Source organism: Streptomyces sp. LZ34 (genome assembly GCF_053890475.1).
The window spans coordinates 1,284,940-1,308,940 of sequence record NZ_CM132680.1 but is presented as its reverse complement, the minus strand read 5'-3'; the positions used below and the strand labels follow the sequence as shown (position 1 = coordinate 1,308,940).

General features: G+C 70.1%; 22 protein-coding genes and 2 pseudogenes. 13 read left to right on the top strand and 11 right to left on the bottom strand.

The window, feature by feature from the left end:
* Nucleotides 1–85 precede the first annotated feature (85 nt).
* The gene (locus tag ACWY4P_RS04465) at nt 86–829 is read left to right on the top strand and encodes a GntR family transcriptional regulator (protein ID WP_456208790.1); all 744 of its coding nucleotides are present in this window, start codon (nt 86–88) and stop codon (nt 827–829) included.
* Nucleotides 830–863: 34 nt separating this feature from the next.
* Here the strand turns inward: ACWY4P_RS04465 and ACWY4P_RS04460 are convergent, their stop codons facing one another.
* From ACWY4P_RS04460 to ACWY4P_RS04445, 4 genes are all read right to left on the bottom strand, one after another.
* On the bottom strand, nt 864–2,438 hold the full coding sequence (locus tag ACWY4P_RS04460) for a PH domain-containing protein (RefSeq protein ID WP_456208788.1): 1,575 nt from the start codon (nt 2,436–2,438) through the stop codon (nt 864–866).
* Nucleotides 2,439–2,477: 39 nt separating this feature from the next.
* Nucleotides 2,478–3,362 (bottom strand): aminoglycoside phosphotransferase family protein, encoded by an 885-nt coding sequence (locus ACWY4P_RS04455; protein ID WP_456208787.1) that lies wholly within the window; start codon nt 3,360–3,362, stop codon nt 2,478–2,480.
* A gap of 140 nt (nt 3,363–3,502) precedes the next feature.
* Nucleotides 3,503–3,988 carry an SRPBCC family protein gene (locus ACWY4P_RS04450; protein ID WP_456208786.1) on the bottom strand — a complete coding sequence of 162 codons (486 nt, stop codon included), beginning with the start codon at nt 3,986–3,988 and terminating at the stop codon, nt 3,503–3,505.
* Nucleotides 3,985–4,359, bottom strand: a complete 375-nt coding sequence (locus ACWY4P_RS04445) for an ArsR/SmtB family transcription factor (protein WP_456208785.1) — start codon at nt 4,357–4,359, stop codon at nt 3,985–3,987. The genes ACWY4P_RS04450 and ACWY4P_RS04445 overlap by 4 nt, the downstream gene beginning before the upstream one ends.
* A 111-nt stretch (nt 4,360–4,470) precedes the next feature.
* Between ACWY4P_RS04445 and ACWY4P_RS04440 the strand changes: the two genes are divergently transcribed.
* Nucleotides 4,471–4,935 (top strand): hypothetical protein, encoded by a 465-nt coding sequence (locus ACWY4P_RS04440; RefSeq protein ID WP_456208784.1) that lies wholly within the window; start codon nt 4,471–4,473, stop codon nt 4,933–4,935.
* Between the two features lie 80 nt (nt 4,936–5,015).
* Here ACWY4P_RS04440 and ACWY4P_RS04435 read toward each other — a convergent pair whose 3' ends face one another.
* Nucleotides 5,016–5,726, bottom strand: coding sequence for an SMI1/KNR4 family protein (locus ACWY4P_RS04435; RefSeq protein WP_456208783.1), 711 nt, complete (start codon nt 5,724–5,726; stop codon nt 5,016–5,018).
* Nucleotides 5,727–5,814: 88 nt separating this feature from the next.
* Here ACWY4P_RS04435 and ACWY4P_RS04430 point away from each other — a divergent pair.
* From ACWY4P_RS04430 to ACWY4P_RS04400, 7 genes and pseudogenes are all read left to right on the top strand, one after another.
* Nucleotides 5,815–6,318 (top strand): annotated as a pseudogene (locus ACWY4P_RS04430) (DNA glycosylase AlkZ-like family protein); the annotation flags it as partial.
* A 167-nt stretch (nt 6,319–6,485) separates the two neighbouring features.
* On the top strand, nt 6,486–6,974 hold the full coding sequence (locus ACWY4P_RS04425) for a DNA glycosylase AlkZ-like family protein (protein WP_456208782.1): 489 nt from the start codon (nt 6,486–6,488) through the stop codon (nt 6,972–6,974).
* A 408-nt stretch (nt 6,975–7,382) separates the two neighbouring features.
* Nucleotides 7,383–8,444: an extracellular solute-binding protein gene (locus ACWY4P_RS04420; RefSeq protein ID WP_456208781.1), complete on the top strand. Its 1,062-nt coding sequence runs from the start codon at nt 7,383–7,385 to the stop codon at nt 8,442–8,444.
* Between the two features lie 7 nt (nt 8,445–8,451).
* The gene (locus tag ACWY4P_RS04415) at nt 8,452–9,483 is read left to right on the top strand and encodes an ABC transporter ATP-binding protein (RefSeq protein WP_456208780.1); all 1,032 of its coding nucleotides are present in this window, start codon (nt 8,452–8,454) and stop codon (nt 9,481–9,483) included.
* A gap of 41 nt (nt 9,484–9,524) precedes the next feature.
* A complete protein-coding gene (locus ACWY4P_RS04410; protein ID WP_456208779.1) occupies nt 9,525–11,462 on the top strand; it encodes an ABC transporter permease in 1,938 nt (645 codons plus the stop codon).
* A complete protein-coding gene (locus ACWY4P_RS04405) occupies nt 11,344–12,207 on the top strand; it encodes a glycerophosphodiester phosphodiesterase family protein (RefSeq protein WP_456208778.1) in 864 nt (287 codons plus the stop codon). Before ACWY4P_RS04410 ends, ACWY4P_RS04405 begins: the two co-directional genes overlap by 119 nt.
* 9 nt (nt 12,208–12,216) lie before the next feature.
* Nucleotides 12,217–13,269 carry a LacI family DNA-binding transcriptional regulator gene (locus tag ACWY4P_RS04400; RefSeq protein ID WP_456208777.1) on the top strand — a complete coding sequence of 351 codons (1,053 nt, stop codon included), beginning with the start codon at nt 12,217–12,219 and terminating at the stop codon, nt 13,267–13,269.
* Between the two features lie 163 nt (nt 13,270–13,432).
* Here the strand turns inward: ACWY4P_RS04400 and ACWY4P_RS04395 are convergent, their stop codons facing one another.
* The 3 genes from ACWY4P_RS04395 to ACWY4P_RS04385 form a co-directional block, all read right to left on the bottom strand.
* The gene (locus tag ACWY4P_RS04395) at nt 13,433–14,044 is read right to left on the bottom strand and encodes a hypothetical protein (RefSeq protein ID WP_456208776.1); all 612 of its coding nucleotides are present in this window, start codon (nt 14,042–14,044) and stop codon (nt 13,433–13,435) included.
* A 94-nt stretch (nt 14,045–14,138) separates the two neighbouring features.
* The gene (locus ACWY4P_RS04390) at nt 14,139–15,398 is read right to left on the bottom strand and encodes an ROK family protein (protein ID WP_456208775.1); all 1,260 of its coding nucleotides are present in this window, start codon (nt 15,396–15,398) and stop codon (nt 14,139–14,141) included.
* 43 nt (nt 15,399–15,441) lie between these two features.
* Nucleotides 15,442–16,737: an RNA-guided endonuclease InsQ/TnpB family protein gene (locus tag ACWY4P_RS04385; protein WP_456208774.1), complete on the bottom strand. Its 1,296-nt coding sequence runs from the start codon at nt 16,735–16,737 to the stop codon at nt 15,442–15,444.
* A 181-nt stretch (nt 16,738–16,918) separates the two neighbouring features.
* Here ACWY4P_RS04385 and ACWY4P_RS04380 point away from each other — a divergent pair.
* Nucleotides 16,919–17,042 (top strand): annotated as a pseudogene (locus tag ACWY4P_RS04380) (transposase); the annotation flags it as partial.
* 738 nt (nt 17,043–17,780) lie between these two features.
* On the opposite strand, the gene ACWY4P_RS04375 reads toward ACWY4P_RS04380, so the two are convergent.
* Nucleotides 17,781–19,496 (bottom strand): serine/threonine-protein kinase, encoded by a 1,716-nt coding sequence (locus ACWY4P_RS04375; protein ID WP_456208773.1) that lies wholly within the window; start codon nt 19,494–19,496, stop codon nt 17,781–17,783.
* A gap of 193 nt (nt 19,497–19,689) precedes the next feature.
* On the opposite strand from ACWY4P_RS04375, the gene ACWY4P_RS04370 reads away from it, so the two are divergent.
* The gene (locus tag ACWY4P_RS04370) at nt 19,690–20,028 is read left to right on the top strand and encodes a hypothetical protein (RefSeq protein WP_456208772.1); all 339 of its coding nucleotides are present in this window, start codon (nt 19,690–19,692) and stop codon (nt 20,026–20,028) included.
* Nucleotides 20,029–20,147: 119 nt separating this feature from the next.
* On the opposite strand, the gene ACWY4P_RS04365 is transcribed toward ACWY4P_RS04370, so the two are convergent.
* Together ACWY4P_RS04365 and ACWY4P_RS04360 are read right to left on the bottom strand one after the other, a co-directional pair.
* The gene (locus ACWY4P_RS04365) at nt 20,148–20,801 is read right to left on the bottom strand and encodes a response regulator (RefSeq protein ID WP_456208771.1); all 654 of its coding nucleotides are present in this window, start codon (nt 20,799–20,801) and stop codon (nt 20,148–20,150) included.
* A 9-nt stretch (nt 20,802–20,810) separates the two neighbouring features.
* Nucleotides 20,811–22,169 (bottom strand): sensor histidine kinase, encoded by a 1,359-nt coding sequence (locus ACWY4P_RS04360; RefSeq protein WP_456208770.1) that lies wholly within the window; start codon nt 22,167–22,169, stop codon nt 20,811–20,813.
* 101 nt (nt 22,170–22,270) lie between these two features.
* Here ACWY4P_RS04360 and ACWY4P_RS04355 point away from each other — a divergent pair, with 101 nt between their 5' ends.
* Entirely contained in the window at nt 22,271–23,248 is a 978-nt protein-coding gene (locus tag ACWY4P_RS04355) for an ABC transporter ATP-binding protein (RefSeq protein WP_456208769.1), read from the top strand.
* Nucleotides 23,249–23,254: 6 nt separating this feature from the next.
* Nucleotides 23,255–23,977 carry an ABC transporter permease subunit gene (locus ACWY4P_RS04350; RefSeq protein ID WP_456208768.1) on the top strand — a complete coding sequence of 241 codons (723 nt, stop codon included), beginning with the start codon at nt 23,255–23,257 and terminating at the stop codon, nt 23,975–23,977.
* Nucleotides 23,978–24,001: the final 24 nt, after the last annotated feature.

Sequence of the window (24,001 nt, the reverse complement as noted above, 5' to 3'; positions counted from 1 at the left end):
CGCCTTATGGTCGGACTAGATACTGCAACAACCTTTAATAAAGAAACACACATATCAAGCGCGTAGATCTGTTGTGGAGGACAGGGTGGGGACCACGCAGCTCGACACGGTGCCGGAGCCCAAGTACTGGCACCTCAAGACCGTGCTCAGCGACGCGCTCGACTCGGAGTTCGCGGTCGGTGAGATCCTGCCCAACGAGCGTGAGCTCGCGGCCCGCTTCGGCGTGGCCCGCGCCACCCTCAGGCAGGCCCTCGAACAGCTCGAGCTGGAGGGCAGGCTGCAGCGCCGCCGGGGCGTGGGCACCACCGTCGCCCCGCCCCGTATGGGCGTCGCGGTCGGCGACCAGGCCCACAGCTGGGAGGACGCGGACGACGCGGACTGGCAGCCCGTCGACAGCACGGAGGCCGCGCCGCCCGCCGCGGTCGCCCGGCTCCTCGAAATCCCGCCCGGCACCCTGGTGCACACCGTGCGCCGCGCCCGTGTCAGCCGCGGTCAGCCGATCGCCGCCGAGCTCCTCTACGTCCCGTCCGGCTCCGTGCCCGGCCTCACCGCCATCGACACCCCGCCGGGCGCCCCCCGCGCCCGCGCGGTCCTCCGCGAACTGCGCCGCGTCGCACTCGAAAGCCGCGAGCAGTCCGTCGAACTGGGCTCCGCCCGCGCCGACGACGCCAAACAACTGGACCGTCTGCCCGGCGCCCCCGTCCTCCTCGTCACCACCCGCTACACGGCGGCCGGCCACACGGTCGCCGTAGCCGTCGCCACCTACCGGGCCGACACCTGCCGCCTCACCTTCGGCGACGGCGCGGACGTGGAACTTTTGGCGGGCTGACCTGAACGGACCGCCGGGGACGGCCCGAAGGCGGTCATGGCCCGGTGCTCGCGGTGTTCGCGGGGGCTTTCGCAGGGCCCAGCTCGCGGATGATGCGGGTCAGGTCGTCCGGGGCGGCCGCGAGGCGAACCGGCTCGCCCGCGTCGTCGAGTTCGGCGATGTGCCAGCTTCTGGGGACGGTGTCGCCGTCGCTGCCCCGGGCGCGCCGCACGTTCTTGACGGTGAGCCGCTCCACCGGTATCCGCTTCGCCGCGAACCGGCCCGGCCCGGGGTGGGGTGTCACCGCGGGCGGGCCGCCTCCGAGGACGATGTGGGTGCCGAAGCCGAGCGGGTTGTAGTCGGTGTGCTCCAGGAAGCGGGCGGCCAGGAACGCCTCCGTCTCCTTCTCGGCGTCCACTTCGGGCACTTGGGCCGCTCCGGTCGCCCCGAACGCTCCGGGCGCACGGACGCGGGTGGCGCGCCAGGCCCAGGCGAACAGGGCCAGTGTGACCAGCGAGCCCGTGGCCGCCCAGGTGATCGGGGCAGGGGAGGCGAGCAGGGTCGTGGGGTGGAGGTAGCAGAGCGGCAGCAACCACAGGGCGGTACCGGCGAGCGCGGCCGCGAACGGAAGGGCCGATGGGAGGACCTCGTCGTCGGGCAGCCGGCGCCCGCGCAGGCGCAGCAGTACCTGGGCGCCGGGGTAGCCCGCGGCGAGGGCGAACACGGCCGCGAGGACGGCCAGTTCCCCTGCGCCGGGGATGTGCTCGCGCCACACATGGCCCTCTCCGGCGACCTCCCTCACCTGGCCGCGCCAGACGGTCAGCTCGACGCTGTCGCCGGCCTGGAACTCCCCGGCGGCGTCGCTCGAGACCATGAGTCGCTCCAGTGGCCGGCCGTCGGTGAAGTACAGCCAGCTGCGCTGCTTGGGCGGGTTGGCCTCGGTCCGCGCGATCACGGCCGGAAGGGTGGTCAGGCATGTGTCGCGCTCCGTGGCGGGCGTCCCGGCGGTGCACGGGATGGCCGATCGCCACGCCCGCTCGTCCGACGCGAAGCTCGGCACGAACCACGCGGCCAGGCCCGCGCCCGCGAGCAGCAGCGCGCACAGGCCCAGCGACCCGGCCCAGCCGCGCCCGGCGGTGCGGTACGAGACGACGCGGAGGTGGCTCGACTCCGGGGCTCCGTAGCGGCGGTGCAGTGCGCGGAGCGCTTCCAGCTTCGCGTCGAAGTCCGGGTCGTGGGGTGACAAGCTCTGTGGCAGAGGCAGAAGCCGCTTGCGTCCGTCGCGCAGCACCACGCTGACGCGACGGGTCTCCTGCACCCGAGGGGTGTTTGCGTACTTCAGGCGTACGCGCAGGTCGGCGATGTCGCGCCACGCCACGCTCCGGCGGCGCAGCAGTGTCCGGGAGCGCAGGCCGTCCGCGTCGGCGCTCACCTGGGCGGTGACAGCGTGGAGCGAGGCGATGCCCACCAGCGCGAGAAGCAGCCCGGCGCCCAGCCACACATCCAGGAGCCTGCCCCAGAACACCATGCGCACCACGGCCAGGCTCGCCCCGGCCGCCCCGAGCCCGACGAAGAACCAGAGGGGGCGCTTCCACGGGGGACGGCAGGTCACTTCCCAGGTATCGGTCATGCGTAAATCCTGCCACCAGCAGGGCCGCTGAGCGCCGGTTCAAAGCCGCCGTTCCAGCCAGCGCAGCGAGGCGAGGCCCAACGCGGTCATCATGGCCACGAGGTTGCGATCGGTGTCCGGTCCGGCCGAGGCGGCGGAGCGCAGAAGAAAACCCGCGTGCGATGCCAGTACTTCGTCGACTTGGACGCGGTCGAGTGCGCGGGTCAGCGGGTGGCTCTCGGCGATCGGCTGTGGATCCACACCGCTGAGGGATGCGCTCGACAGCAGCGTGACGACATCGCAGTGGCGGGGCCCGATCCAGGCGTGCGGCCAGTCGACGACGAAGACACGGTCTGCGGTCAGCATGATGTTGAACGGGTACAGGTCTCCGTGCAGGAGCGTGCCGCCATCCAGCGAAGCGTTTTCTTCCAGGGCGACCAGTGCATCGAAGTGGCGGGCCGCCCACGGTGACAGTTTCTCCACCTTCGCCCGGGCAGCGGGGTCCTCCGCCAGAGCCGGCCACCCGCCGAGGCGCGGTTTGCTCAAGATCGCCGCCTCGACGGGGGACGGCGTCAGAACCGTCGCCATCTCGGTGACCGCCGCGATCACCCTGTCGAGCTCGTCCGGCTGCCACGGCTGAGCGGGCAGATGTCCGGGGATCTCCTCGAAGACCAGTACCACCCAGGTGCCGTCGTCGTAGGCGTCCAGAAGCCGCGGCGCCGGCACCTCTCCGGGAAGCCGCCGCGAGACCGCGATCTCCCGACGGTGGAAGTCCGCCACTGCCGGCGCTGTCAACGAGCTTGCCGCCTTGATGAACGCACGTCTGCCGTTCGCCAGGCGCACCCGCGCGGCCAGCCCCTCGGAAAACCCGCCCGGCTGGCTGACGGCGGTGGCCACCGGGCTGCCGAGCAGCCGCTCGACCCGAGCGGTCACCTCGCGTGGCATCGCCGCCCAGGCCATCCTTCGGCTGCCGGTGTCCGAGGGCAGGCCCGGGGCCACCGCGGCGGGATCTCCGTCGGGATCGTGTGTCATCTGGGTCTGCTCCGTCTTCGATGTGGCCGACTGCGAGGCCGGATCGGATCGGGTCAGTCGGCGAGCAGGGCATCCATCTGGCCGACCGCCTGCTGCAGTCCCTCTTCCATGCCCATCTCCAGCAGCCGCTCCATCTGCTCCCGGGAGTCGTAGGCCGAGCGCAGTTCCATCCGCGTGCCGCCGTCGTGCTCGGTGAGCCGCACCCGCACCGTGGTGGTCGGCATGTCGATGCTCGGTGTCCCGTCCGGGTCGGCGAAGCCGTCGGTGAACTCCAGGGAGGTCGGCGGGTTGACCGAGGTGATCCGCCACCAGCCGCGGTGCTTGTCGCCTTCAGGACCGGTCATGAAGTAGGTGACGTCTCCGCCTGGGGTCAGATCGTGCTGCTCCATGGTCGCCGGGTAGGTCGGCGGTCCCCACCAACGCTCCAGCTGCCGCGGGTCGGCCCACAGTCGCCACACCCGGTCGACCGGCGCGGCGAAGTCGGCGATCAGGGTGAGGGTCAGGCTGTCGAAGTCCTTGTCCACGCTGGTGACGCTCATCTGTCGGGTCCTTCCGTCGGGTTGTTCTCGTCGGGGTCGGTGTCCTGCGCGAGCAGGTGGGACATCCGATTCACTCGCCCGCGCCAGGCCGTCTCGAGCTCGTCGAGCGCCTGCCGCGCGCGGACTATGGCCTCGGGGTCGGCCCGCACGAGCTGCTCCCGCCCGCGGCGCTGCTTGGTGACCAGCCCGGCCCGTTCCAGTACCGCCACATGCTTCTGCACCGCGGCGAAGCTCATGGGGTAGACCTCGGCCAGCCGCGACACCGACAGCTCGTCCCGCACGCAGCGGCGGAGGATGCTACGGCGGGTGGCGTCGGCCAGCGCGTGGAACAGGCGGTCCACTGTCTCGTCGGTCGATTCATCTACAACCATTTGGTTGTAGGTTAGCTGTCTTGCCCACTCGCTGCAAGGCCGCTCACACATCCGTCGGCGGTGTGGCGCCGCACGCATGGGGGCGGACGCCCGCGGGAATGACTGCCGACGATGAACACCACCACACGCGGCGGGGTCGTGCGGCGCGCGCTGTGCCGCGCCGGGATCCACAGGGTCACGTATGTGTCGCCCGCTTCGGAGCCGTGCCTGCGGCAACAGTGCTGTGTGCACTGTGATCGGCTTCTGCACACCCGCCTCACCCACCGGTACGGGCCGGACAGTCCTACGGACCACGTGTGCGCCACGCTGGCGGTCTGCGCCAAGTGCGGGCACGAACGCAAGTATTACCGGCACCAGTTCTACCGAGGTTCCCTGGTGGCCGACCTGCCGCCGGAGCGGCGGCCCAAGTACGTCACCCGGAACCGGCAGGCGACGCCCTGCGATTACGTCCACATCTGCCACCGCTGCGGAGACATGGACCGGTACGTCGTCATCGAACACGACTGGGACACGCCACGCTGGGGAGGCCGCTGCCGCCGCTGCGCCGAATTCTGGGTCGACGACGGCGACGACTGACGTAGGGGTGTGGCCGAGGCCCAGGCGGTCGTCTCGCCCCCGAAGCCGACGGTGGCCGACGTACGACCTGGGACGCGTCCTCAGCGCCCGCGGGCGGTCTGGTCGGAGGTGAACTGGAGGCGTGGCGGGGGCTCGGTCGTCTCGTCCCAGGCGCGGCGCTCCGCGTAGTCGAGCCAGTCCAGGTACCACTCCGCGAACGAGACGTGCCCCGTTTTGCCGCGCAGTTCGACCGGCGCGACGCCCTCGCCGAGGGCCCGTACGTCGTTCCACATGGTGCCGCGCAGCGGGCCGGTGACCACGAGGAGCGAGTAGTACGCGCAGCCTTGGGAGCTGATGCAGAGGGTGCCCTCGGTCACGGCGTCGAGCAGTTCGTCGTGGCGGGCGTCCCAGGCGGCGTAGGCGGTGGCGAAGACATCGTCGTCCTGGTAGTCGGCCCCCCGGGGCTCCGCGTACTCGTGTTCGTCGAGTTCGGCCGTGAGCTCGGGGCGGAAGGGCAGCGCGCAGTGGCCGGTGGCGGGCGGGGTGTCGGGACTGGGGGGTTTCATCGGGAACAGGCCGTAGTCGGGGCCCGCGCCGCCGGCGCTCACCTCCAAGAGGAACGTGCGGTATTCCTCGGGCAGTTCGGCCCCGAGCCGCCGCTCCACCGCCCGCAACTGCTCCTCGGTGAGGACGGGCAGGAGCTCGAAGTTGTGGCCGTGGTCGGGGTAGTCGGCGCCGAACACCACCCACCACCGCGGCGCCTTCCGCAGCGCGAGCACGCGCTCCCGCACCCCTGCCCAGATCCCGTCCATCGCTCCTCCTCCATCTCGCGCCGTTGCCACCGTACGGGTATGCGCGGGCGCTGGCGGCCGTGGCCGGTCCACGGCACAATCCTCGACCGTGAAGATCACCGCGCGCGAACTCAACCGGGCCACCCTCAGCCGCCAACTGCTGCTGGGACGCAAGCCGCTGGGCGTCGTCGACGGAGTTCGTCGCGTCGTGGCGCTGCAGGCTCAGCACGCCGCCTCGCCGTACCTCGCGCTGTGGAACCGGCTCACCGGCTTCGCTCCGGACGATCTGGACGCCGCCTTCACTCGACGTACGGTCGTCAAAGCGACCCTGATGCGGATCACGTTGCACGCGGTCCACGCCGACGACTACCAGTGCTTCCGCGAGGCGATGCAGTCGACGCTGTACGCCTCGCGTCTCGGCTACCGCTTCGCCGCCTGGCTGCGCTGTGCGCGGCCCCCGGGGGCTCACCCCCGCGGACGGCGACGAACTGGTGCCGGAGCTGCTGACGTTCGCCGACCAGTCGCGGACCGCCGCCGAGATGGAGGCGTGGCTCGAACAGCGGCTCGGCGCGGAGAAGCGAGCCGGAGCGTGGCGGGGGCTGCGGGCGTACGCGCCACTGCACCATGTCCCGACGGGCGGGCCGTGGTCGTTCGGCACCCGGCCGTCGTACGTCGCGGCGCGGACCGGCCCCGCGCCCATGGGGCGGGAGACGACGCCGAAGGCGCTGACGCCCCTCATCCTGCGGTATCTGGAAGGGCTGACCGGCGTCGGTGGCGGACGTGGCGCAGTTCGCCATGGTGCGGCGCGCGCCCGTCCGCCAGGCGCTCCGCGCCCTCGACGGCGCCGTCGAGCAGCTTGAAGGGCCCGACGGCAGCACGCTGTTCGACATCCCCGGCGCCCCGCGCCCGCCCGAGGACACCCCGGCCCCGCCCCGGCTCATGGCGATGTGGGACAGCATCCTCCTCGCCTGCGCCGACCGAAGCCGTGTGATCCCCCCGGCCTACCGCCGGCTGGTGATCCGCATCAACGGCGACGTGCTGCCCACGCTGCTGGTCGACGGCCATGTCGCCGGCGTGTGGCGCCCGGTCGACGGCGGCATCGAGGCCACCGCCTTCCACGACCTTCCGCCCGCGGCGTGGGACGGACTCGCTGCGGAGGCCCGCTCCCTGACCACGCTGCTGGCCGACCGCGTAGCGGCGGTCTACCGCCGCTACCACTACTGGTGGGCCAAGCTCCCCGACGCTCAGGTACGACTGCTCCCGGGCTGAGAGCCCTCCGGTGGGTCACCTCGCTACCAGGCCCGGCCACCGCGCTCTCCGCGTTGGGCGGCCGGGACAGCAGCCTGAAGCAGTGGCGCGGCCCGGCCGCCCCAGGTGATCCGAAAGAAACGCCCGCCCTCGTCCGGCGGAGCGAGCAGCATCGAGTCGCTGTCGTTCTGGCGGCTTCACCACTGAGCACGCTGCAGAGCGTCGACCGGAGAGTGCGGAGTGCCACCGCAAGGTTCAGCATCACGCAACCTTCCCGAGGGGAACTCGTCACGGACGCACAGCACAGTTCCAAATGAACGCGCGATCATCTCTTCGGTTCGACTTCTGGAGTCCATGGATATGGGCTGTGACGATCGAGGATGTACGCGCTCTCATCGATGTATCCCCCCTCGTTCTCGGAGCCGTCCCATGAAGCGTCGTACTGTGTTCACCGGAGCTGTCGCAGGGCTCGGCTGCGTACTGCTGGCGACCGCCTGTACCCCTCCCGGCCAGGCAGGCGGCGGCAGCCAGTCCTTGGTCATCTACAGCAACTCCGTCTCCGACGGCCGTGGCGACTGGCTCAAGAAGGAAGCCAAGGCCGCCGGATTCACGCTGAACATCGTCGACCTCGGCGGCGGTGACGTGATGAACCGCCTGGCCGCGGAGAAGAACAACCCGGTGGCGGACGTCACCTTCGGGCTGAACAACGTCTTTCTCGAAAAACTCAAGGGTCAGGGCGTGCTGCAGCCCTTCACCCCGTCGTGGGCCGGTGAGGTCGACCCCTCGCTGGGCGACGCGCAGGGCAAGCAGTTCTGGCCCATCGTCCGTGAGCCCGTCATGCTCGTGTACAACAAGGCCGCCTACCGGACCCCTGCCGACGCCCCGCAGGACTGGACGGACCTGTGGGCCAAGGAGCAGTTCAAGGGGAAGTACGAGGTTCCCAGGGATCTCGGCGGAGCCACCCCCCAGATGATCCTGGCGGGCATCCTCGCCAGATACGCGGACCCGAAGGGCGAACTGGGCGTCAGCGCCGAGGGCTGGAACCAGGTCAAGCGGTACTTCGCCGCCGGAAGCCCCGCCGTCGAGGGCGAAGACCTCTACTCCAGGATGAAGAAGGGGCAGGTCAACGCCGGCGGTATGTGGCTGGCGGGCAAGGTGGTCCGCGAGAAGCAGTTCGGGATCTCCACCGAGCCGGTGAAGTCGAAGACGGGTGTGCCGTTCGCCGTGCAGCAGGTGGCGATGATCAAGGGCACCAAGAAGCAGAAGACGGCGGAGAAGTTCATCAACTGGTTCGGCAGCGCCGACATCCAGGCCAAGTGGTCGAAGAAGTTCTTCACCGCTCCGGTCAACACCAAGGCGGTGGCGAACGCGGACCAGGACGCCATCAAGCAGACCGACTCGTTGACTCCGCAGGCCATCGACTGGACCCTCGTCGCCAAGAACATCGACAAATGGGTTGAAAAGGTCACGCTCGAAGACGTGAAGAGCTGACCAGAACGTGATCACATTCGACGGAATCGAGGTCCGCTTCGGGGACTTCGTGGCGCTGCCGGACTATCAACTCCACATCAACGAGGGGGAGTTCTTCACCCTGCTCGGGCCGTCGGGCTGCGGTAAGTCCACCGCGCTGCGCGCCCTGGCCGGTCTCGTCCAGCCCAGCCGTGGCGAGATCCTCATCCAGGGCCGCAAGGTCACCCGGCTGCCCAGCCACAAGCGCCAGATCGGCATGGTCTTCCAGAGCTATGCCCTGTTCCCCGCCATGTCCGTCCGGGAGAACATCGCCTTCGGCCTGAGAACCGCCAGAGTCTCCAAGTCCGAGACCGAGGACAGGGTCGAGGCGATCGCCCGGGAGGTGAGCCTGGGCGCGGAGCAGATGGACAAGCCGGTCACCGAGCTCTCCGGAGGCCAGCAACAGCGGGTGGCCATCGCGCGGGCCCTGGTACTCAAACCCAAGATTCTGCTGCTGGACGAGCCGCTGTCCAACCTGGACGCCCAACTGCGCCATCAGCTCCGACAGCAGCTGAAGGAGCTCCAGGAGCAGTTCGGCATCACCACGGTCTATGTCACACACGACCAGGACGAGGCGCTCGCCCTGAGCGACCGCGTGGCGGTGATGGACGGGGGCAGGATCGAGCAGGTGGGGACCCCACGCACGGTGTACACGGCGCCGGCCAGCGAGTTCGTGTGCAACTTCATCGGCGACGCCAATCGGCTCTCGGCCGAGTCGCTGGACCTGCTCCGCCGCTCCGGCGGAGCGGGGCTCGACCCGGCCAAGTCCTCTTACCTGAGAGTGGAGAAGGTCCGGATGGCGGAACCCGGTGATGCCGTACCGCCGGGTGCCACGGCGATCCCCGGCACGGTGCGCTCCGTGAGCTACCACGGTGTGTACAGCAACTACCGGGTCGAAGGGGCCGGAGCGCGGTTCATGAGCATCGTCCAGGAGCACGGCACCCCGGGCTTCGAGCAGGGCAGGCCCGTGCAACTGGTGATAGACGCCAGGGATGTGCTGCAGTACGAGGCGCGATCATGAGCGGCAGGACCGGCATCGGACGCCCCAGGAGCGGGAGGGGCGTGAGCGGCGCCGGATCCATGAACGGCTCGGCCAGGGCGCTGCTCCGTTCCCCGCTCTTCCTCATCGTCGCCGCGGTCCTGCTGTGGTTCTCGGTGACCTTCCTGGTCTACCCGAACCTCCGGCTCCTGGGTGCCGTGTTCTTCCCGGAAGGGCGGTTCTCCTCCAGCGCGGTCACGAAACTGCTCGCTTCCCAGCGGGCCATGGACTCGCTTGGCAACAGCTTCCTGCTCGCCGTCGTCCTGTCCGTGACGGTGAACGCCGTGGGCATCTTCATCGTCCTGGTCACCGGCTACTTCGACATCAAGGGCGCCCGCGTCCTCCGCCTCGGATACGCCACCACCCTGATCTACGGCGGAATCGTGCTCGTGGCCGGATACAAGTTCATCTACGGGGACAGCGGCTTCGTCACCAAGATCCTCACCGAAGTGTTCCCGGACATGGACCGCGGCTGGTTCTCCGGCATGCCCGCCGTGGTGTTCGTGATGACCTTCGCGACCACCGGGAACCATCTGCTCTTCCTCGGAAACGCCCTGAGACAGGTGGACCACCAGACCGTCGAGGCGGCCACGATGATGGGCGCCTCCAACTGGAGGGTGCTGCGCGGCGTCGTGCTGCCCACGCTCAAACCGACGATCTACGCGATCACCGTGCTCACGTTCCTCGGCGGGCTCAGCGCCCTGGCCGCTCCCCAGGTGCTGGGAGGAGCGGACTTCCAGACGATCACCCCGATGATCCTCACCTTCGCCGGCTCACCGGGCTCCCGCGACCTTGCCGCGACCCTGGCCATCGTCCTCGGCTTGGCGTCCATCCTGCTGCTCGCGGCGCTGAACCGGCTGGAGAAGGGCGGCACCTACTTCGCCGTCTCCAAGGCGCCGACGGCCATGCGGAAGCAGAGGATCGAGAACCCGGTGGCCAACGTCCTCGTCCACGCCATGGCCTATGCGCTGTTCCTCGTTTACGCCGTGCCGCCGCTGCTGATCGTCGTGTTCTCCTTCACCGACGTGGCATCGATCCAGAGCGCCGCACTCACCTCCGACAGCTTCACCCTCGACAACTACGCACGGGTCTTCTCGGACTTCAGCGCCCTGTGGCCGTTCCTCGTCAGTGTCGGCTACAGCGCCGCGGCGACCGCGGTCGTTGTCATGGGCCTGCTCTTCGTCGCCCGGATCCTGCAACGTGTCCGCACCCCGGTCACCGCCGTCGTCGAATACCTGCTCCACATCCCCTGGATCCTGCCCTCCACCATGGTGGCCCTCGGGCTGATCATGACCTTCGACCACCCCCAAGGGCTCGTGGGTGGTGCGGTGCTCACCGGCACCGTAGTGATCCTGGCCATCGCTTACGTCATTCACAAGATCCCGTTCACCCTGCGCATGCTGAAGGCCGCCTTCGCCGCGGTCCCCGACCAGTTGGAGGAGGCGGCGGCGCTCCTGGGAGCCTCGCCCTTCCGCGTCTTCCGGCGGGTGCTCTTCCCGATCGTGGCTCCTACCGCGGCCGCTGTGGCGGCGCTCAATTTCAGCAGTCTGCTGGACGACTACGACACCGCGGTCTTCCTTGCGCACCCGCTCTACCAGCCGCTCGGCATCGTGATCAAGAACGCCACCAGCGGGGAGACCCGCGGCGACGCCACGGCGCTCACCTTCGTCTACACCGTGATCCTCATGGTGATCACGGCCGTCATCATGTGGCTGGTATACGGCCGCGCCACCCCCGGTCGTCGCCGCCGGAGCACACACAGGAGAAGTGATGTTCGGACACCCCCGTTTCGCGGGACAGAACGCCGTGCTCAACGAGGCCTTCAGCCGCGCCCGTCCACTCGTGGCGGTCCACCGCGGAACCGGGCTCGGCACCATCGCCGAGAACACCCAGCGCGCGGTGGAGGCGGCGCTGCGGCAGGGCGCCGAGATGGTGGAGATCGACGTCGTCGAATCCACTGACGGTGAGTTCTTCCTCTTCCACGACGGCTACGAATCGATGCACTTCGGGATCACGGAAAACATCCGTACACTCGACAGTGCCGCCATCCGCCGTCTCCAGTACCGCTGGTGCTCGGTCGAGTCGGTCCCGTACGGGCTCACCACGCTGGACGAAGTGTTGCGAATGAACCCGTCCGCGCTCTTCAACCTGGACCGCTCGTGGTGGTATTGGCCCCGCCTGCTGCCTTTCCTGGACGGATACGACGTAGCCGCGCGCGTTGTGATCAAGTCACCGGTGGCCGACGACTTGCTGGGCCGGCTGGCCGCTCACGAGGTCAAGTATCCGTACGCGCCGATGGTCCGCTCCCACGACGAGGTCCTCCAGGTCCTCGAAGCGGGAGAGGAGATCAATACCGTGGGCATGGAACTGCTGGCGACCACGGACGACCACGAATTCGCCTCGCCGGACTACCTCGACTGGCTCCACTCCAGGGGCCTGTTCGCCTTCCTCAACGCGATCAACCAAAGCGGCCGCGTGCCGCTGTTCTGCGGTTGGGACGACGAGACGTCCGTGCTGGACGACCCGGACGCCGGCTGGGGCAGGCTGGCCGCCCTGGGCGCGGACATCATTCAGACCGACTGGCCGGGACTGCTCGTACCGTACCGGAACGGGCTCTTGAGGAAGGCTGAGGCCCGGGAGCCCGCGGGAGCGACGGCCGCGGTCCCGGACGCCGGCGTCGAACTGCGGCCCGAGGCAGGTCGATAAGGTGGTCCCGTGAATGAACAGGCGTCCGCGAGAAGGGGTGCGTCGTCGCCGCTGGGCGTGCGCATGGAGGACGTGGCCAAGCTCGCCCAGGTGTCCCGCGCCACCGTGTCCCGGGTCCTGCAAGGCTCACCGCCGGTCTCCGAGAAAACCCGCGAAAAGGTCTACCGGGCCATACGGGAGCTGGGCTACGTGCCCAACAAGATGGCCCAGCAACTGGCCAACAGCTCTTCGGACCTGGTGGGGCTGCTGCTGCGCGACCCCCGGAACCCGGCCTACGGTCTGCTCCACTCCGAGATCCAGGGCTTCGCCGCCCATGCGGGGCTGCAACTGATCACGGCCGTGCCCTCGCGTACCGAAGGGGCGGAGCAGGAGCTCGACGCGCTCCGCCGTATGCTCGGTCTCCGGGTGGGTGGGCTGTTCGTCGCCACCGGTGTCGTCAAGGCTCCCGACCTCGAACCCTTCCTGGACTCCGTGCCCGTGGTATCGGTCGGCCGGGTGGAGGACCATCCGCGGATCCAGGGGGTCTCGTACGACGAGGACACCCACGGGGCCATCCTGGCCGACCGCGTGGCCTCGGCAGGGCATCGCTCCGTCGCGGTGGTGACTCCCACCCCGGCCGTCTCCACCGCCGAGAACCGCCGCGGCACGGCCATGGCAGCCCACCTGGCAGGCCGGGGGGTGCGGGTCCACCGACTCGCCGCCGAGCGCTTCTCGGCCGCGGACGACCGCTGCGAGGATATCGTGCGGCTGGTGAGCGAAGGCCGCGTCACCGCGGCCATGTTCCCCAACGACATGCGCGCGCTCACCTTCCTGGACCACGCCGAGCGCGCCGGTATCCGCGCACCGGAGGACCTCTCCGTCACCGGCTGCGACGGCATCATCCCCGGAATCCGGCGCACCGGCCTCGCCACGCTCCAGATCCCGGTGCGTACCGTCGCGGAGCGAGCCACAGCCGTCATGGCCCGGCTCATGAAGGGCCCGCATCAACACCCCGTCCAGCACGAGGCGGTGACAGGCCACTTCATGCCCGGAAGGACACTCGCTCCGCCGCCTGGCGGCTGATGCGCCGACAGATCCGGTCCGCTGCGGCGACGGTGACGTGGGGCCTGTGCCGCCACCCACCGGTGCTCGCCCCGCTGCGGTGCCACACGCTCCTGCTCCTGCTCATGGCAGCCAAGGCTGATTCCGTTCGCGGGCGAGGACGACGTCAATATGGAGGACCGGGTCAGCCGAACCAGACGACCAGGCGCACGTTTTCGTCGCCGTATCGGGCGGCGAGATCCCGCATCGCTTGCCACACCGGGCCCCAGCGTTTCTCGTCCGGAGGGGCGAGCATCCGCGCGGTGAGGACCACGGGGCGGTACACCGCCCCGCCCAGACGCACCTCGCCGCCCGGTGGCCACTCCGACGGTGCGAGGAGCAGGTCGCCGCCGAAGGTGTCGGCCGCCGCCTCGCACAGGTCGGGTGTCGCCGGGACGATGGCGTGCAGGGCGAGTCGGCCGTCCGCGCCCGGGCGCCACTCGCCGGCCCAGTACCAGGCGGGCCGGTCGGATAGGGGCGCGTCCCAGTCGACGGCGGCGACGTCGGCCCAGGTGGCGTAGGTATGGCTGTGCTGGTAGTCACCGATGCCGGTCTCCCGGACCGGGTCCGAGACGTCGTTCGGAAGCCCCCGGCCGGCGAAGAGCGGACGCTCGGCGTCGCCGCCTCCGCCGAAGCCGAAGAGACAGTCCCACGCATCGCGGTCCCGCCCCAGCTGGAAATCCAGCAGGTCGACTTCGACCTCCCAGCGGCCGTCTGCCGTGCGGGTCTCGATCGCGCCGTCTATGTCCGCTCCCATGAGGGACGACCTTACGACCTGGGGCGCAATAGGGCAGCCGAGCCTCCGGCGGAGCTGTCGCCCTGCGCGGAGCTGTTGCCTTGCGGTGACCGGGTCAGCGCCCCGCGCGGCGGGCGGTGACCGTGGACTCGACGGCGAAGAGCTCCTCTTCCACATGGTCGAGGGCCAGCCGGAGCGCGCCGGTCACCACGGCCGCCTCGCCGAGGAGGGACTGGGCGACCTGGGGCGGGCGGAGGCAGTAGCGGGCGAGTTCGTCGCGGAGGGGGTCGAGGATGCCGTCGAGGCCGGTGGCCCAGCCGCCGACCACGACGACTTCGGGGTCGAGGGCCAGGACGAGGGCCGCCACGTCGTGGACGAGGCGGCGGATGAAGCGGTCGACGGCCGCGCGGGCGCGGGTGTCGCCGGCGCGGGCGAGGGCGAAGACGCGGGCGACCTGGCCCTCGTCGAGGGGGTTGAGCGGTTCGCCGGTCGTGGAGAGGACTTCTTCCGGGCTGGCCTCGCGGCCCAGCAGGTGGAGGGCGCCGATCTCGCCCGCGGCCCCGCCGAAGCCGCGGTGCAGCCGACCGCCGATCAGCGAGCCGGCGCCGGGGCTCAGGCCCGCCACGACGTAGACGACGTCGTCGGAGCCGACGGCCGCGCCTTTCCAGTGTTCGGCCACGGCGGCGGTGTTGGCGTCGTTCTCGACGAGCACCGGGCAGCGGAAGGAGCGACGCAGGCGCTCCCCGAGGCGCAGGCCGGTCCAGCCGGGGAGGGCGGTGCACAGGTGGACGGTGCCGTCGGCCTCCACGATGCCCGGGCTGCCGACGCCCACCGCCCGCAGTGAGTAGCGCGCCACGCCGGCCCGGCGCAGCAGGTCGGCGACGGCGGTGCGGACCCGATCCAGGCGCTCGTCGGCCGATGCCTTCTCGGAGACCTCCCGCACCGTGGAGCCGAGCGGGCGCCCGTCGAGGTCCGAGAGCAGAGCGGCGACGCGGTGGGCGCCTATCTCCACGCCGAGCAGATGGCCGGCCTCGGCCCGGAAGCGGAAGCGCCGGGCGGGGCGCCCCTGGCGGCGGACGCCGCCCTCCTCGGCGGGCATCTCCACCACCAGTCCGTCGGCGGTCAGCCCCTCGACCACGCCCTCGACGGTGGGGCGGGACAGGCCGGTCACCCGGGTGAGGTCGGTGAGGGTGGCGGAGCCGGGTGCGCGGTCGGGGGCGCCTTCGGACGCGTGGTCGCCGTCGCGCTCGGGGTCCGTGCCGTCGCCGGGGTCCTGGAAATCGGGGGAGACGGTCGCCGCGCGCAGCGCGTGCAGGACGACGGCGGAGTTGATGCGCCGCAGCAGGGACGGATCCCCGCCGGTGAGCCGCCCCACGTGGGCCTCCTCTCCTGTGCGTGTCTGCCGGATCTTGACGTCCTCACCCGCGTGAGCGTGGGTGATTCCCGCCTGCCCCGCCGTCGTGAACGGTGGGGCTTCGGGTGGGTTCCTGCTTCGACGAGCGCTGCCCCGGCGTGCGGGGTCTGACGTGCTCTCCACAGGCGTTTTGACGCTCCGCCTCGCGCCGCATTTCAGCAGCGCGTTTCCGTCCAGCGGCGCGTATGTTGACCTCAGCGTTCTCGTCCCGGTCATGGCGGGTGCCGCACCCCGTGCAGGTCCAGGCGCGGACGTGGAGCTGTTCGCGGCCCTTGGGGCCGGTGAGGCGTCCGCACCTCGGATTGGAGCACAGCTGGGTGGAGGGGAACCACCGTGACACTTTCACGAAGGTCCGACCGTACCGCACGCACTTGGCTTCGAGGGTGCGGGTGAAGGTGCCGAGGGACTGGTCGTGGACGCTCTTGCCGAGTCGGCCGTGCCGGGTGGCCATGCCCTTCACGTTCAGATCCTCTACATAGACCGCTTGGCTCTCGCGGACGATGCGGGTGGTGTTCTGTTCGATGAAGTCGCGCCGCCGGTCGGCGATGCGGGCATGGACCCTGGCGACGGCCTGCCTGGCCTTGCGCCGGTTGTTCGATCCCTTCTGCTTACGGGACAGGGCACGCTGGGCGCGCCTGAGCTTGCGTTCCTGGCGGCGGAAGAACTTCGGGGAGACGATCTTCCGGCCGCGCAGCACCGCGTAGGAGGACAGACCCAGGTCGATCCCGGTATCCGTCTCCTCCATGTCCAGCTCCGGCCAGGGCTTGCCGTCCACCTCGACCACAAGGCTGGCGAAGTACCTGCCGGACGGGTCCTTGATGACGGTCACAGACGTGGGCTCGCAAGGTAGCTCGCGGGACCAGCGCATGGGGATGTCGCCGATCTTCGGCAGCCTCAGCCTGCCGCCTTCGGTGATGGACCAGCGGGCGTTCGCGGTGAACCGGATCGCCTGCCGGGCAGTCTTCTTCTTCAGCCTGGGTGGGCCCATCGCCGACCCCTTGCGGGTGCCGTTCTTCGAGGCGAAGAAGTTGCTGTAAGCGCTCTCCAGGTCGCGCAGGGACTGCTGGAGCACCACGGCTGACACCTCACCGAGCCAGGCCCGCTCCGGGGTCTTCCTGGCGGCGGTGATGACCTGCTTGGACAGCTCGGCCGCCGTCGGGCGCGGCAGGCCCTTGGTGTGGGCGTCGCGGCGCAGGCGGAGGGCGTCGTTCCAGACGACGCGAGCGCACCCGAACGCCCTCGCTAGCTTGCCGCACTGCGAAGCGCTCGGGTACACGCGGAAGTTGTACCGGAGCTTCATACCGATCACCGTACGACAGTTGGTTCCTCGGAGCATGGATCGATCAGAACTGGCAGACATTGCCCTTTCTCGCATGTGCTTTTGATCTTCGTAATGAAGTACGACACAAAGTGTTCGCCGACGCGCATCTGATGCGCACGATGGGGTCCCGCGCACGTGTGCGCGGACGTTCGAAGCCGAGCCGGTGGAATTCAACGACGAGGCCGACCATGTCCACCTGCTCGTGAACTTCCCACCGAAGGTCGCGATCTCGAAGCTGGTCAACTCTCCCAAGGGCGTCAGCTCCCGGCGCCAGCGCCAGGAGTACCCGGAGCTGGTCCGGCACTACCGGCATGCGCAACGACCTTGGTCTGGCGGGAGGTTTCGCACGGGAGGAAGGTGATGTTCCTGCCTCGGTGCTCGGAGGGGCTTGGTGCACTGCGCCCGTATGGGGCAGGGGCGGCAGTGCTCGACGGAGAAGAACACCTTGGGCGCCGGACTGCCGTTGCGGTGGTGCTTCTGCTCCCACCACTCGAAACTGCGGTGTCCGCCCAGGCAGATGTAGGGCGAGCACGAGCGGTGATGGACCCGTGGGAGGTCCTTGCCCTCCCGCCGGCGCGTCCCCTTCTCGTCCCGGTGGTACCGCTGGATTCAGGCGCTGGGCGAACGCGGCCTGGTCTGCCGTGAGCTCCGGCCGAAGCCCGCCGACCCGGCCGCGGGCTTGCGTTGAGGCGAGTCCGTCGTTGGTGTTCGCCGCGATCAGTCTCAGGTTCCGAAGTCGGCTGCAAGGGTGACCCGAGTGGTTTGCACGTGCTGACGGCGGGAGCATCGACTCCGGCGGGGCCGTCCCTGATCGGCACCTCGCTACGACGAGGGATCTCATATCCCACCGCACTGCGCGAGCAGAACCTGGGCATCGCCGGCTTCGGCCAAGCAGTCTGACCGGAGTCAGCGGGCGCCCTAAACCACTGGTGCATTCGAAGTCGGTCGTGATGTATCGCGAGGGCCGGGGCCTGTGCTGAGTAGACGCAGCCTTTCGCCTTCGCGAATCACATTGCGTTTCGCTATCTGGCGGGAACCCTTTCGTCTGAATACCGGTCACCAGCAAAGGTCTCCAAGCCCCATCGGACCTGTTCATTCACCGAATCACCCCACGTACCGTACCACTCGGTAGGCATGAGAATGCAGTAGCCCTCACGATACTTGGGCCACGGGGAGAACTCCGGCTCCTTGCCCGGCAGATACCAGACGACGAGCTTCGCGCCCTGCCCCCGACCGACCAATCGGATGTACTTCACCGAACTCCAACGGATGCGGTGCCGGGCCCCCTTCACTTTCCATGTGATGCCTTTGTCGTCAAACACCAAAGGTTCGACGTTGTGCAGAACGGCCCAAGAAAGTAGATGCATCACAGTTGGCCATATGAGAAAGGCAGTAAGCGCCAACAACTTGTTGTTACCTGAGACTTGCGCCGCGATGGCCCCCGTCGCCGCCACTGCGCAGCAGACAAACCAAGTGTACGTCAATATGTGACCCTTCTGGACAGAAATGGTCACAGGGTCGCGGTTTTCGGGCTGAGACTGAGGCCTATGCAACTCCGGTGATGCGGAAGCTCCGGTGCTCCGCGGAATCTTGGCAGCGACTGCCGTATCCGGTTGAGGAGAGACTCTGCTTGCCCCGGGGGTGGAGACCGCGTGCGTGGGCGGAGTCGTGCCTGGCGTTGTGAAGGGCTGGGTTCGGTCGTCTGCTGGGGATTGGGGTTCGGGTGCGCGGTCGAGCTGTCGCAGAAGGTGCTGTGTACTGCTCAAAGTGTCAGGGATACGGGTCGCGGCGACGTCGTGCGCGGCCCGCATGGCGGTAGCGAGCTGGGCGAGGAGAGCAGCGCGGGGTTCCGACTGTGGGGGGATTCTGCTCGGCCCGGCGGTTGTGGGGACGTGGGCGTGGTCGAGTTGTCGTAGTGCCCGAGAGAGGTCGGCGGCGTTCGGGTACCGCTGGTTGGGGTCCTTGTGTAGCAGGGTCAGCACGAGGTTGTCCCAGGCGGGTGGGATGCCTGCGGACACCGAACTGGGTTTGGGCGGTTCCTGGGTGAGGTGTGCCGTGAGGTAGCCCACGGTGTCGGGGGCTAGGAACGGTAGCTGGCCAGTGATCAGCTCGAAGAGCAGGCAGCCGAGTGCGTACAGATCGCTGCCCGGTTCCGGGAAGCCACGTGCTTGTTCGGGTGCCATGTACGGGGGTGTGCCCACGATGAAGCCGGTCTGGGTGAGGCGGTCCGCGGTCGCGTAGGGGGCGGCCGCTCTCGCGACGCCGAAATCGAGGACCTTCACGACGCCGGAAGGGGTGATGAGGATGTTGGACGGCTTGATGTCCCGGTGCATGATTCCGGCGTTGTGCGCGTCAGCAAGCGCGTCAGATATCTGTGCGCCCCATCGGGCCGCGTCCGGCAAGGTGGCGACGCCTCGGCACAGTTTCGCGTCCAGGCCCTCGCCTCGGACCAGCTCCATCACCAGGAACGGGACCCTGTCGTTCCCCGTGCCGGTCTCGCCGAGGTCGTGGATGGTCACGATATTGGGATGCTGCAGCCGGGCGGTGATCCGTGCCTCGCGCAGGAATCTGGCGCGTGCCTCGTCGCCGCGACTTCCGCCACCGGCGAGCAGGGAGATCAACTTGACTGCGACGGGCCGGCCCAGCCTCTCGTCCTGCGCCTCCCATACCTGCCCCATTCCGCCTTCGCCGAGCTGCCGCACCAACCGGTAACGGCCCCCGAGAAGCTGGTCTCGCACCGCTACGCCTCCCCCGTTTCGAACATTCCTGGCCCTCTCGCTGGGGAACCGGCGCGATGGGGAATCATGACGCGACCGTGAAGGCGACACGACCGTTACCCATAAACCTGCCAAACGGCAGGGGGGTTTGCCAAGACGGCCGCCCTGATCCGGATCAGCTTTCCATCCCCGGCGCGCCCCCGGCTGCGGAGGCGTGCCCGAGTTCGAGCCCCTGGGCGGGGTATCGCTGATCGGTTGCCATGGCCGACTGGAAGTCGGCAGCGTCCGGTGCTTCCGGAACAGAACTTGTGGAAGGACTTTCGGAACGATCGGATCGGCGCTTGCTGTCGGTACGGCGCTGCTTCTCGCGTCGGGCCTGGCGGGTGGCCGCCGCGGCGGTGTCGGTGATCTCACGCATCTGCGCCACCATGGCGAACAGGGCGTTCTCATCGACCTCGGCGCGGTCGGCCCCCCGCAGCCGCCGGGCGGCGGCTTCTGCTCCCACATGTTGATCGGCGGCCTCGACAGCGTCCGGTACGAAACTTCCACGTAGGCGGCTGGAGGACGAACGACGCCCGCCTGTCCGAATCACGCCCTTCTCGGCAGAGTCCTGAAGCCCGACGCACTGCGAATGATCCCGGGTAGCCGCAGAGGGAAGCGGCGAGAGCCCCGTCAGCCAGGCACCACGAACCCCGACTCGTACGCCGCGATCACCGCCTGGGTGCGGTCCCGCGCGCCCAGTTTCGTGAGCACCGCGCTGACGTGTGTCTTGACCGTCTCGGCGCCGATGACCAGCTGCCCGGCGATCTCGGCGTTCGACAGGCCGCGGGTCATCAGCCGCAGCACCTCCGCCTCGCGTTCGGTGAGCGCCGCCCGCTCCATCGCCTCGCGGGCCCGCTCGTTGCCGCCGCGGGCCGCGGCGAAGGACCGTACGGCCGCCGGGAACAGCAGCGACTCGCCCTCCGCCGCCAGGCGCACCGCGTGCACGATCTCGGCGGGGCGGGCGCGCTTGAGCAGGAAGCCGTCCGCGCCGGCGCGCAGCGCCTCATAGACGTACTCGTCGTTCTCGAAGGTCGTCACGACCAGGATCCGGGGCGGGTCGGGCACCGCCCGCAGCACGGCGCGGGTCGCCTCGATGCCGTCCAGCAGCGGCATCCGGACGTCCATCGCGACCACGTCCGGCCGCAGCTGCCGCACCAGCGGCACCACCGAGGCGCCGTCGGCGGCCTCGCCGGTGACCCGGATGTCCGGCTGGGACTCCAGGATCGCGCGCAACCCGACGCGCACCAACTGCTCGTCGTCGACGAGGAGGACGCTGATCGGCACACGATCACCTTAGTGTGCGCTCGTCGGTGCGCGGTCGGCCGGGCGCTTCCCCCTGGGCCACCCGTGCGCGTGGCTTCGGTCCGACGGGAGGGTCACGCACAGGCGCCATTCGCCCTCGTACGGGCCCGCCTCCGCCTCGCCGCCGAGCAGCGCCGCCCGCTCGCGGATGCCGCGCAGGCCGGTGCCCCGGCCGGGCCCGGCGGACGTCCCGTCCGGACGGTCGGGGCCGGGCAGGGGGTTGCGCACGTCCAGCCGCAGCGCCCCCGTGTCCGCGGCGACGGCGACCCGTACGGCCACCGGCACCGGGCCCGCGTGCCGCAGCACATTCGTCAGCGCCTCCTGGAGGATGCGGTAGCCCTCGCGGGACACCGGCCCGGGCAGCTCCTCCAGCGGGCCGGTCACCTCCGCGTCGAGCGTCGAGCCCGCCGCCCGCGCCGACTCCAGGAGGCGTTCGGCGTCGGTGAGGCCGGGACGGCCGGCCGGGCCCCGGGCGGTGTCCTCGCGCAGCAGCCGCAGCACCCGCTCCAGGTCCTCCAGCGCGTGCCGCCCGGTCTCCTCGATCGCGGCCAGGGCGCGGTCCGTGAACTCCGGCGAGCCCGCCGCGCGCGCCGCGCCCGCCTGTACCACGGCGACCGTGAGCGCGTGCCCGATGGAGTCGTGCAACTCGCGGGCGAGCCGGTTGTGTTCCAGGAGCCGTTCCGTACGCTCCTCCAGCGCGGCCAGCCGCTCCGCGGCCGACGGGCCGAGCAGGCGGGTCGCGGCCGCCGTCAGCAGGCTCCCGGCGGCCACGACCAGGGCCATCAGGGCCGCCAGGGGGAGCGGGGCCAGCAGCGCGTACCACCAGTGGTGGCCGCTGATCCGTACGCCCATGACCACCGTGGACGTGCCCTGCGCCGCGGCGCCGACCAGCGCCCCCGTCAGCGCGGGCAGCTGGACGCTCAGCAGCGCCGTCAGACAGCCGGCCTCCAGCCGCAGGACCAGCCACAGCGCGGTACGCCGCCGGTCGCCCCGGGACGTGGACGGCGCGGCCGCGATCCTCGGGGCGAGGTGGCCCTGCTGGTGGCGCGCGTGCTCTCCGGGGGTGAGCAGCAGGCGTGCCTGTAGCCCCTCCGCCAGCCGGGTGGCCGGCATCATCGCGACGGCGGCCAGCGGCAGCACCGGCAGCACCGGCAGCCACAGCAGGTCGGCGGGGCGGAGGCCGAAGAGCCCGGGGTAGACCAGGCCGCACACCGCCGCGACCGCGGCCCCCATCAGCAGATGCAGCCAGCGGGTGTAGGTGACCGCCCGGGTCAGCGGGGCGAGGGCGGCCCGTACGACGCGCGGGATACGGGCGGTGAGGGCGGTGGGCGACGTTGACACATCGGCCATCGTGCCCTGCGCCCCACGCCCGCGCCCTCCCCCGCGCGGGGGAGGACGACCCCGCGCGAGGGGGAAGCCACGGGTGGCCCGGCACGGGGAGCGTGGAGACCATGACCACCGCGACGTCGATCGACGTACACGAGCTGACCAAGGACTACGGGGCGGTGCGGGCCGCGGACGGGTTGACCTTCCGGGTGCTGCCCGGCCGGGTCACCGGCTTCCTCGGGCCCAACGGCGCCGGCAAGTCCACCACCATGCGGATGGTGCTCGGCCTGGACCGGCCGGACTCCGGCACCGCGACCATCGGCGGCCGCCCGTACCGCGACTACGACGAGCCGCTGCGCCACGTCGGCGCGCTGCTGGACGCGGGCGCCGCCCACGGCGCCCGCACCGCCCTGGACCACCTGCGGTGCCTGGCGCTCAGCAACCGCGTCCCGGCGAGCCGGGTCGACGCCGTGCTGGAGGAGTCGGGGCTGGCCTCCGCCGCGAAGCGGCGCATCCGGACGTTCTCGCTCGGCATGCGGCAGCGGCTCGGCATCGCGGCGGCGCTGCTCGGCGACCCGCCCGTGCTGATGCTCGACGAACCGGCCAACGGGCTCGACCCCGAGGGCATCATCTGGATCCGTACGCTCATGAAGCGGCTGGCCGGAGAGGGCCGCACCGTCCTGGTCTCCAGCCATCTCATGGCCGAGACCGCGCTGACCGCCGATCACCTCGTCGTGCTCGGCCGGGGCAAGCTGCTCGCCGACATGTCCATGGAGGCGTTCATCCAGGAGCACAGCCAACCGCGGGTACGGGTGCGCACCACCGAGCCGGAGCGGCTGCGCTCGGAGCTGAGCCGCGCGGGACTGACCGCGGAGCCGGACGGGCCGGACCACTGGACGGTCGACGGGGCCACGCCGGAGGAGGTCGGCACGCTCGCGGCCCGCCGCGGCATTCCCGTCCTCGAACTGGTCGACGACAGGGCCTCCTTGGAAGCGGCGTATCTGCGGCTCACCGCCGACAAGGCGGAATTCACCGCGTCTGCGCACGCGTCTGCGTCTGTGCCCGGGGCCAAGACAGTGAACACAGCGAAGCAGGAGGTTTGAAGTCGTATGTCGGTCAAAGCGGTGCTGCACTCCGAGTGGATGAAGATCCGCAGCCTGCGATCCCTTGTGATCGCCCTCCTCGGCGGTCTGGCGGCGACCGCCGGCATCTCGGCGGTGGCGAGCGCGACCTATGACGGCGAGGAGAGCGACTTCGATCCGGTCTTCCACTCCTTCTTCGGCCTGCCCTTCGGGCAGATCGCCGCCGTCTGCTTCGGCGTGCTCGCGGTGGCGAACGAATACACCAGCGGGGGCCTCCGCCTCTGGCTGGCCGCCGTTCCCCGGCGCGGCCTGTACTACGGGTGCAAGCTCACCGTCGTGGGCCTGTGCGCCCTGGCCATCGGCCTGGTCACCGGATTCGCGTCGCTGCTCGGCGGCCAGGCGCTGCTCGGTGACGAGGGCGTGGGCCCGGGCGCTCCGGGAGCGCTGCGCGCGGCGGTCGGCTGCGGGATCTATCTCGCCCTGCTGACGGTGCTGGCCTCGGGCGTCGCAGCCGTGCTGCGCAGCGCGGTCGGTGCCCTGGCGCTGGTCGTCCCCCTCGTCTCCTTCCTCTCCCCGGTGTTCGGCACCACGTCCGCCACCAGGTTCCTCCCCGACCAGGCCGGTCAGCAGGTGCTGCATGCCACCCCCGAAGGCCCGCTGGGCGCGTGGACGGGGCTCGGGGTGCTGGCGCTGTACACAGCGGCCGCGGTGTTCTGCGGGCGGCTGGCGCTCGAGCGCCGGGACACCTGACGGGCGGCCAATTGCCGGGCCCCG

Excerpts from the sequence above, each read along its gene's own strand:
- ACWY4P_RS04460 (WP_456208788.1), bottom strand. The coding sequence starts at position 2,438 with ATGACCGATACCTGGGAAGTGACCTGCCGTCCCCCGTGGAAGCGCCCC.
- ACWY4P_RS04455 (WP_456208787.1), bottom strand. The coding sequence starts at position 3,362 with ATGCCACGCGAGGTGACCGCTCGGGTCGAGCGGCTGCTCGGCAGCCCG.
- ACWY4P_RS04450 (WP_456208786.1), bottom strand. The coding sequence starts at position 3,988 with ATGAGCGTCACCAGCGTGGACAAGGACTTCGACAGCCTGACCCTCACC.
- ACWY4P_RS04445 (WP_456208785.1), bottom strand. The coding sequence starts at position 4,359 with ATGGTTGTAGATGAATCGACCGACGAGACAGTGGACCGCCTGTTCCAC.
- ACWY4P_RS04440 (WP_456208784.1), top strand. The coding sequence starts at position 4,471 with ATGAACACCACCACACGCGGCGGGGTCGTGCGGCGCGCGCTGTGCCGC.
- ACWY4P_RS04435 (WP_456208783.1), bottom strand. The coding sequence starts at position 5,726 with ATGGACGGGATCTGGGCAGGGGTGCGGGAGCGCGTGCTCGCGCTGCGG.
- ACWY4P_RS04420 (WP_456208781.1), top strand. The coding sequence starts at position 7,383 with ATGAAGCGTCGTACTGTGTTCACCGGAGCTGTCGCAGGGCTCGGCTGC.
- ACWY4P_RS04395 (WP_456208776.1), bottom strand. The coding sequence starts at position 14,044 with ATGGGAGCGGACATAGACGGCGCGATCGAGACCCGCACGGCAGACGGC.
- ACWY4P_RS04385 (WP_456208774.1), bottom strand. The coding sequence starts at position 16,737 with ATGAAGCTCCGGTACAACTTCCGCGTGTACCCGAGCGCTTCGCAGTGC.
- ACWY4P_RS04360 (WP_456208770.1), bottom strand. The coding sequence starts at position 22,169 with ATGGCCGATGTGTCAACGTCGCCCACCGCCCTCACCGCCCGTATCCCG.
- ACWY4P_RS04355 (WP_456208769.1), top strand. The coding sequence starts at position 22,271 with ATGACCACCGCGACGTCGATCGACGTACACGAGCTGACCAAGGACTAC.
- ACWY4P_RS04350 (WP_456208768.1), top strand. The coding sequence starts at position 23,255 with ATGTCGGTCAAAGCGGTGCTGCACTCCGAGTGGATGAAGATCCGCAGC.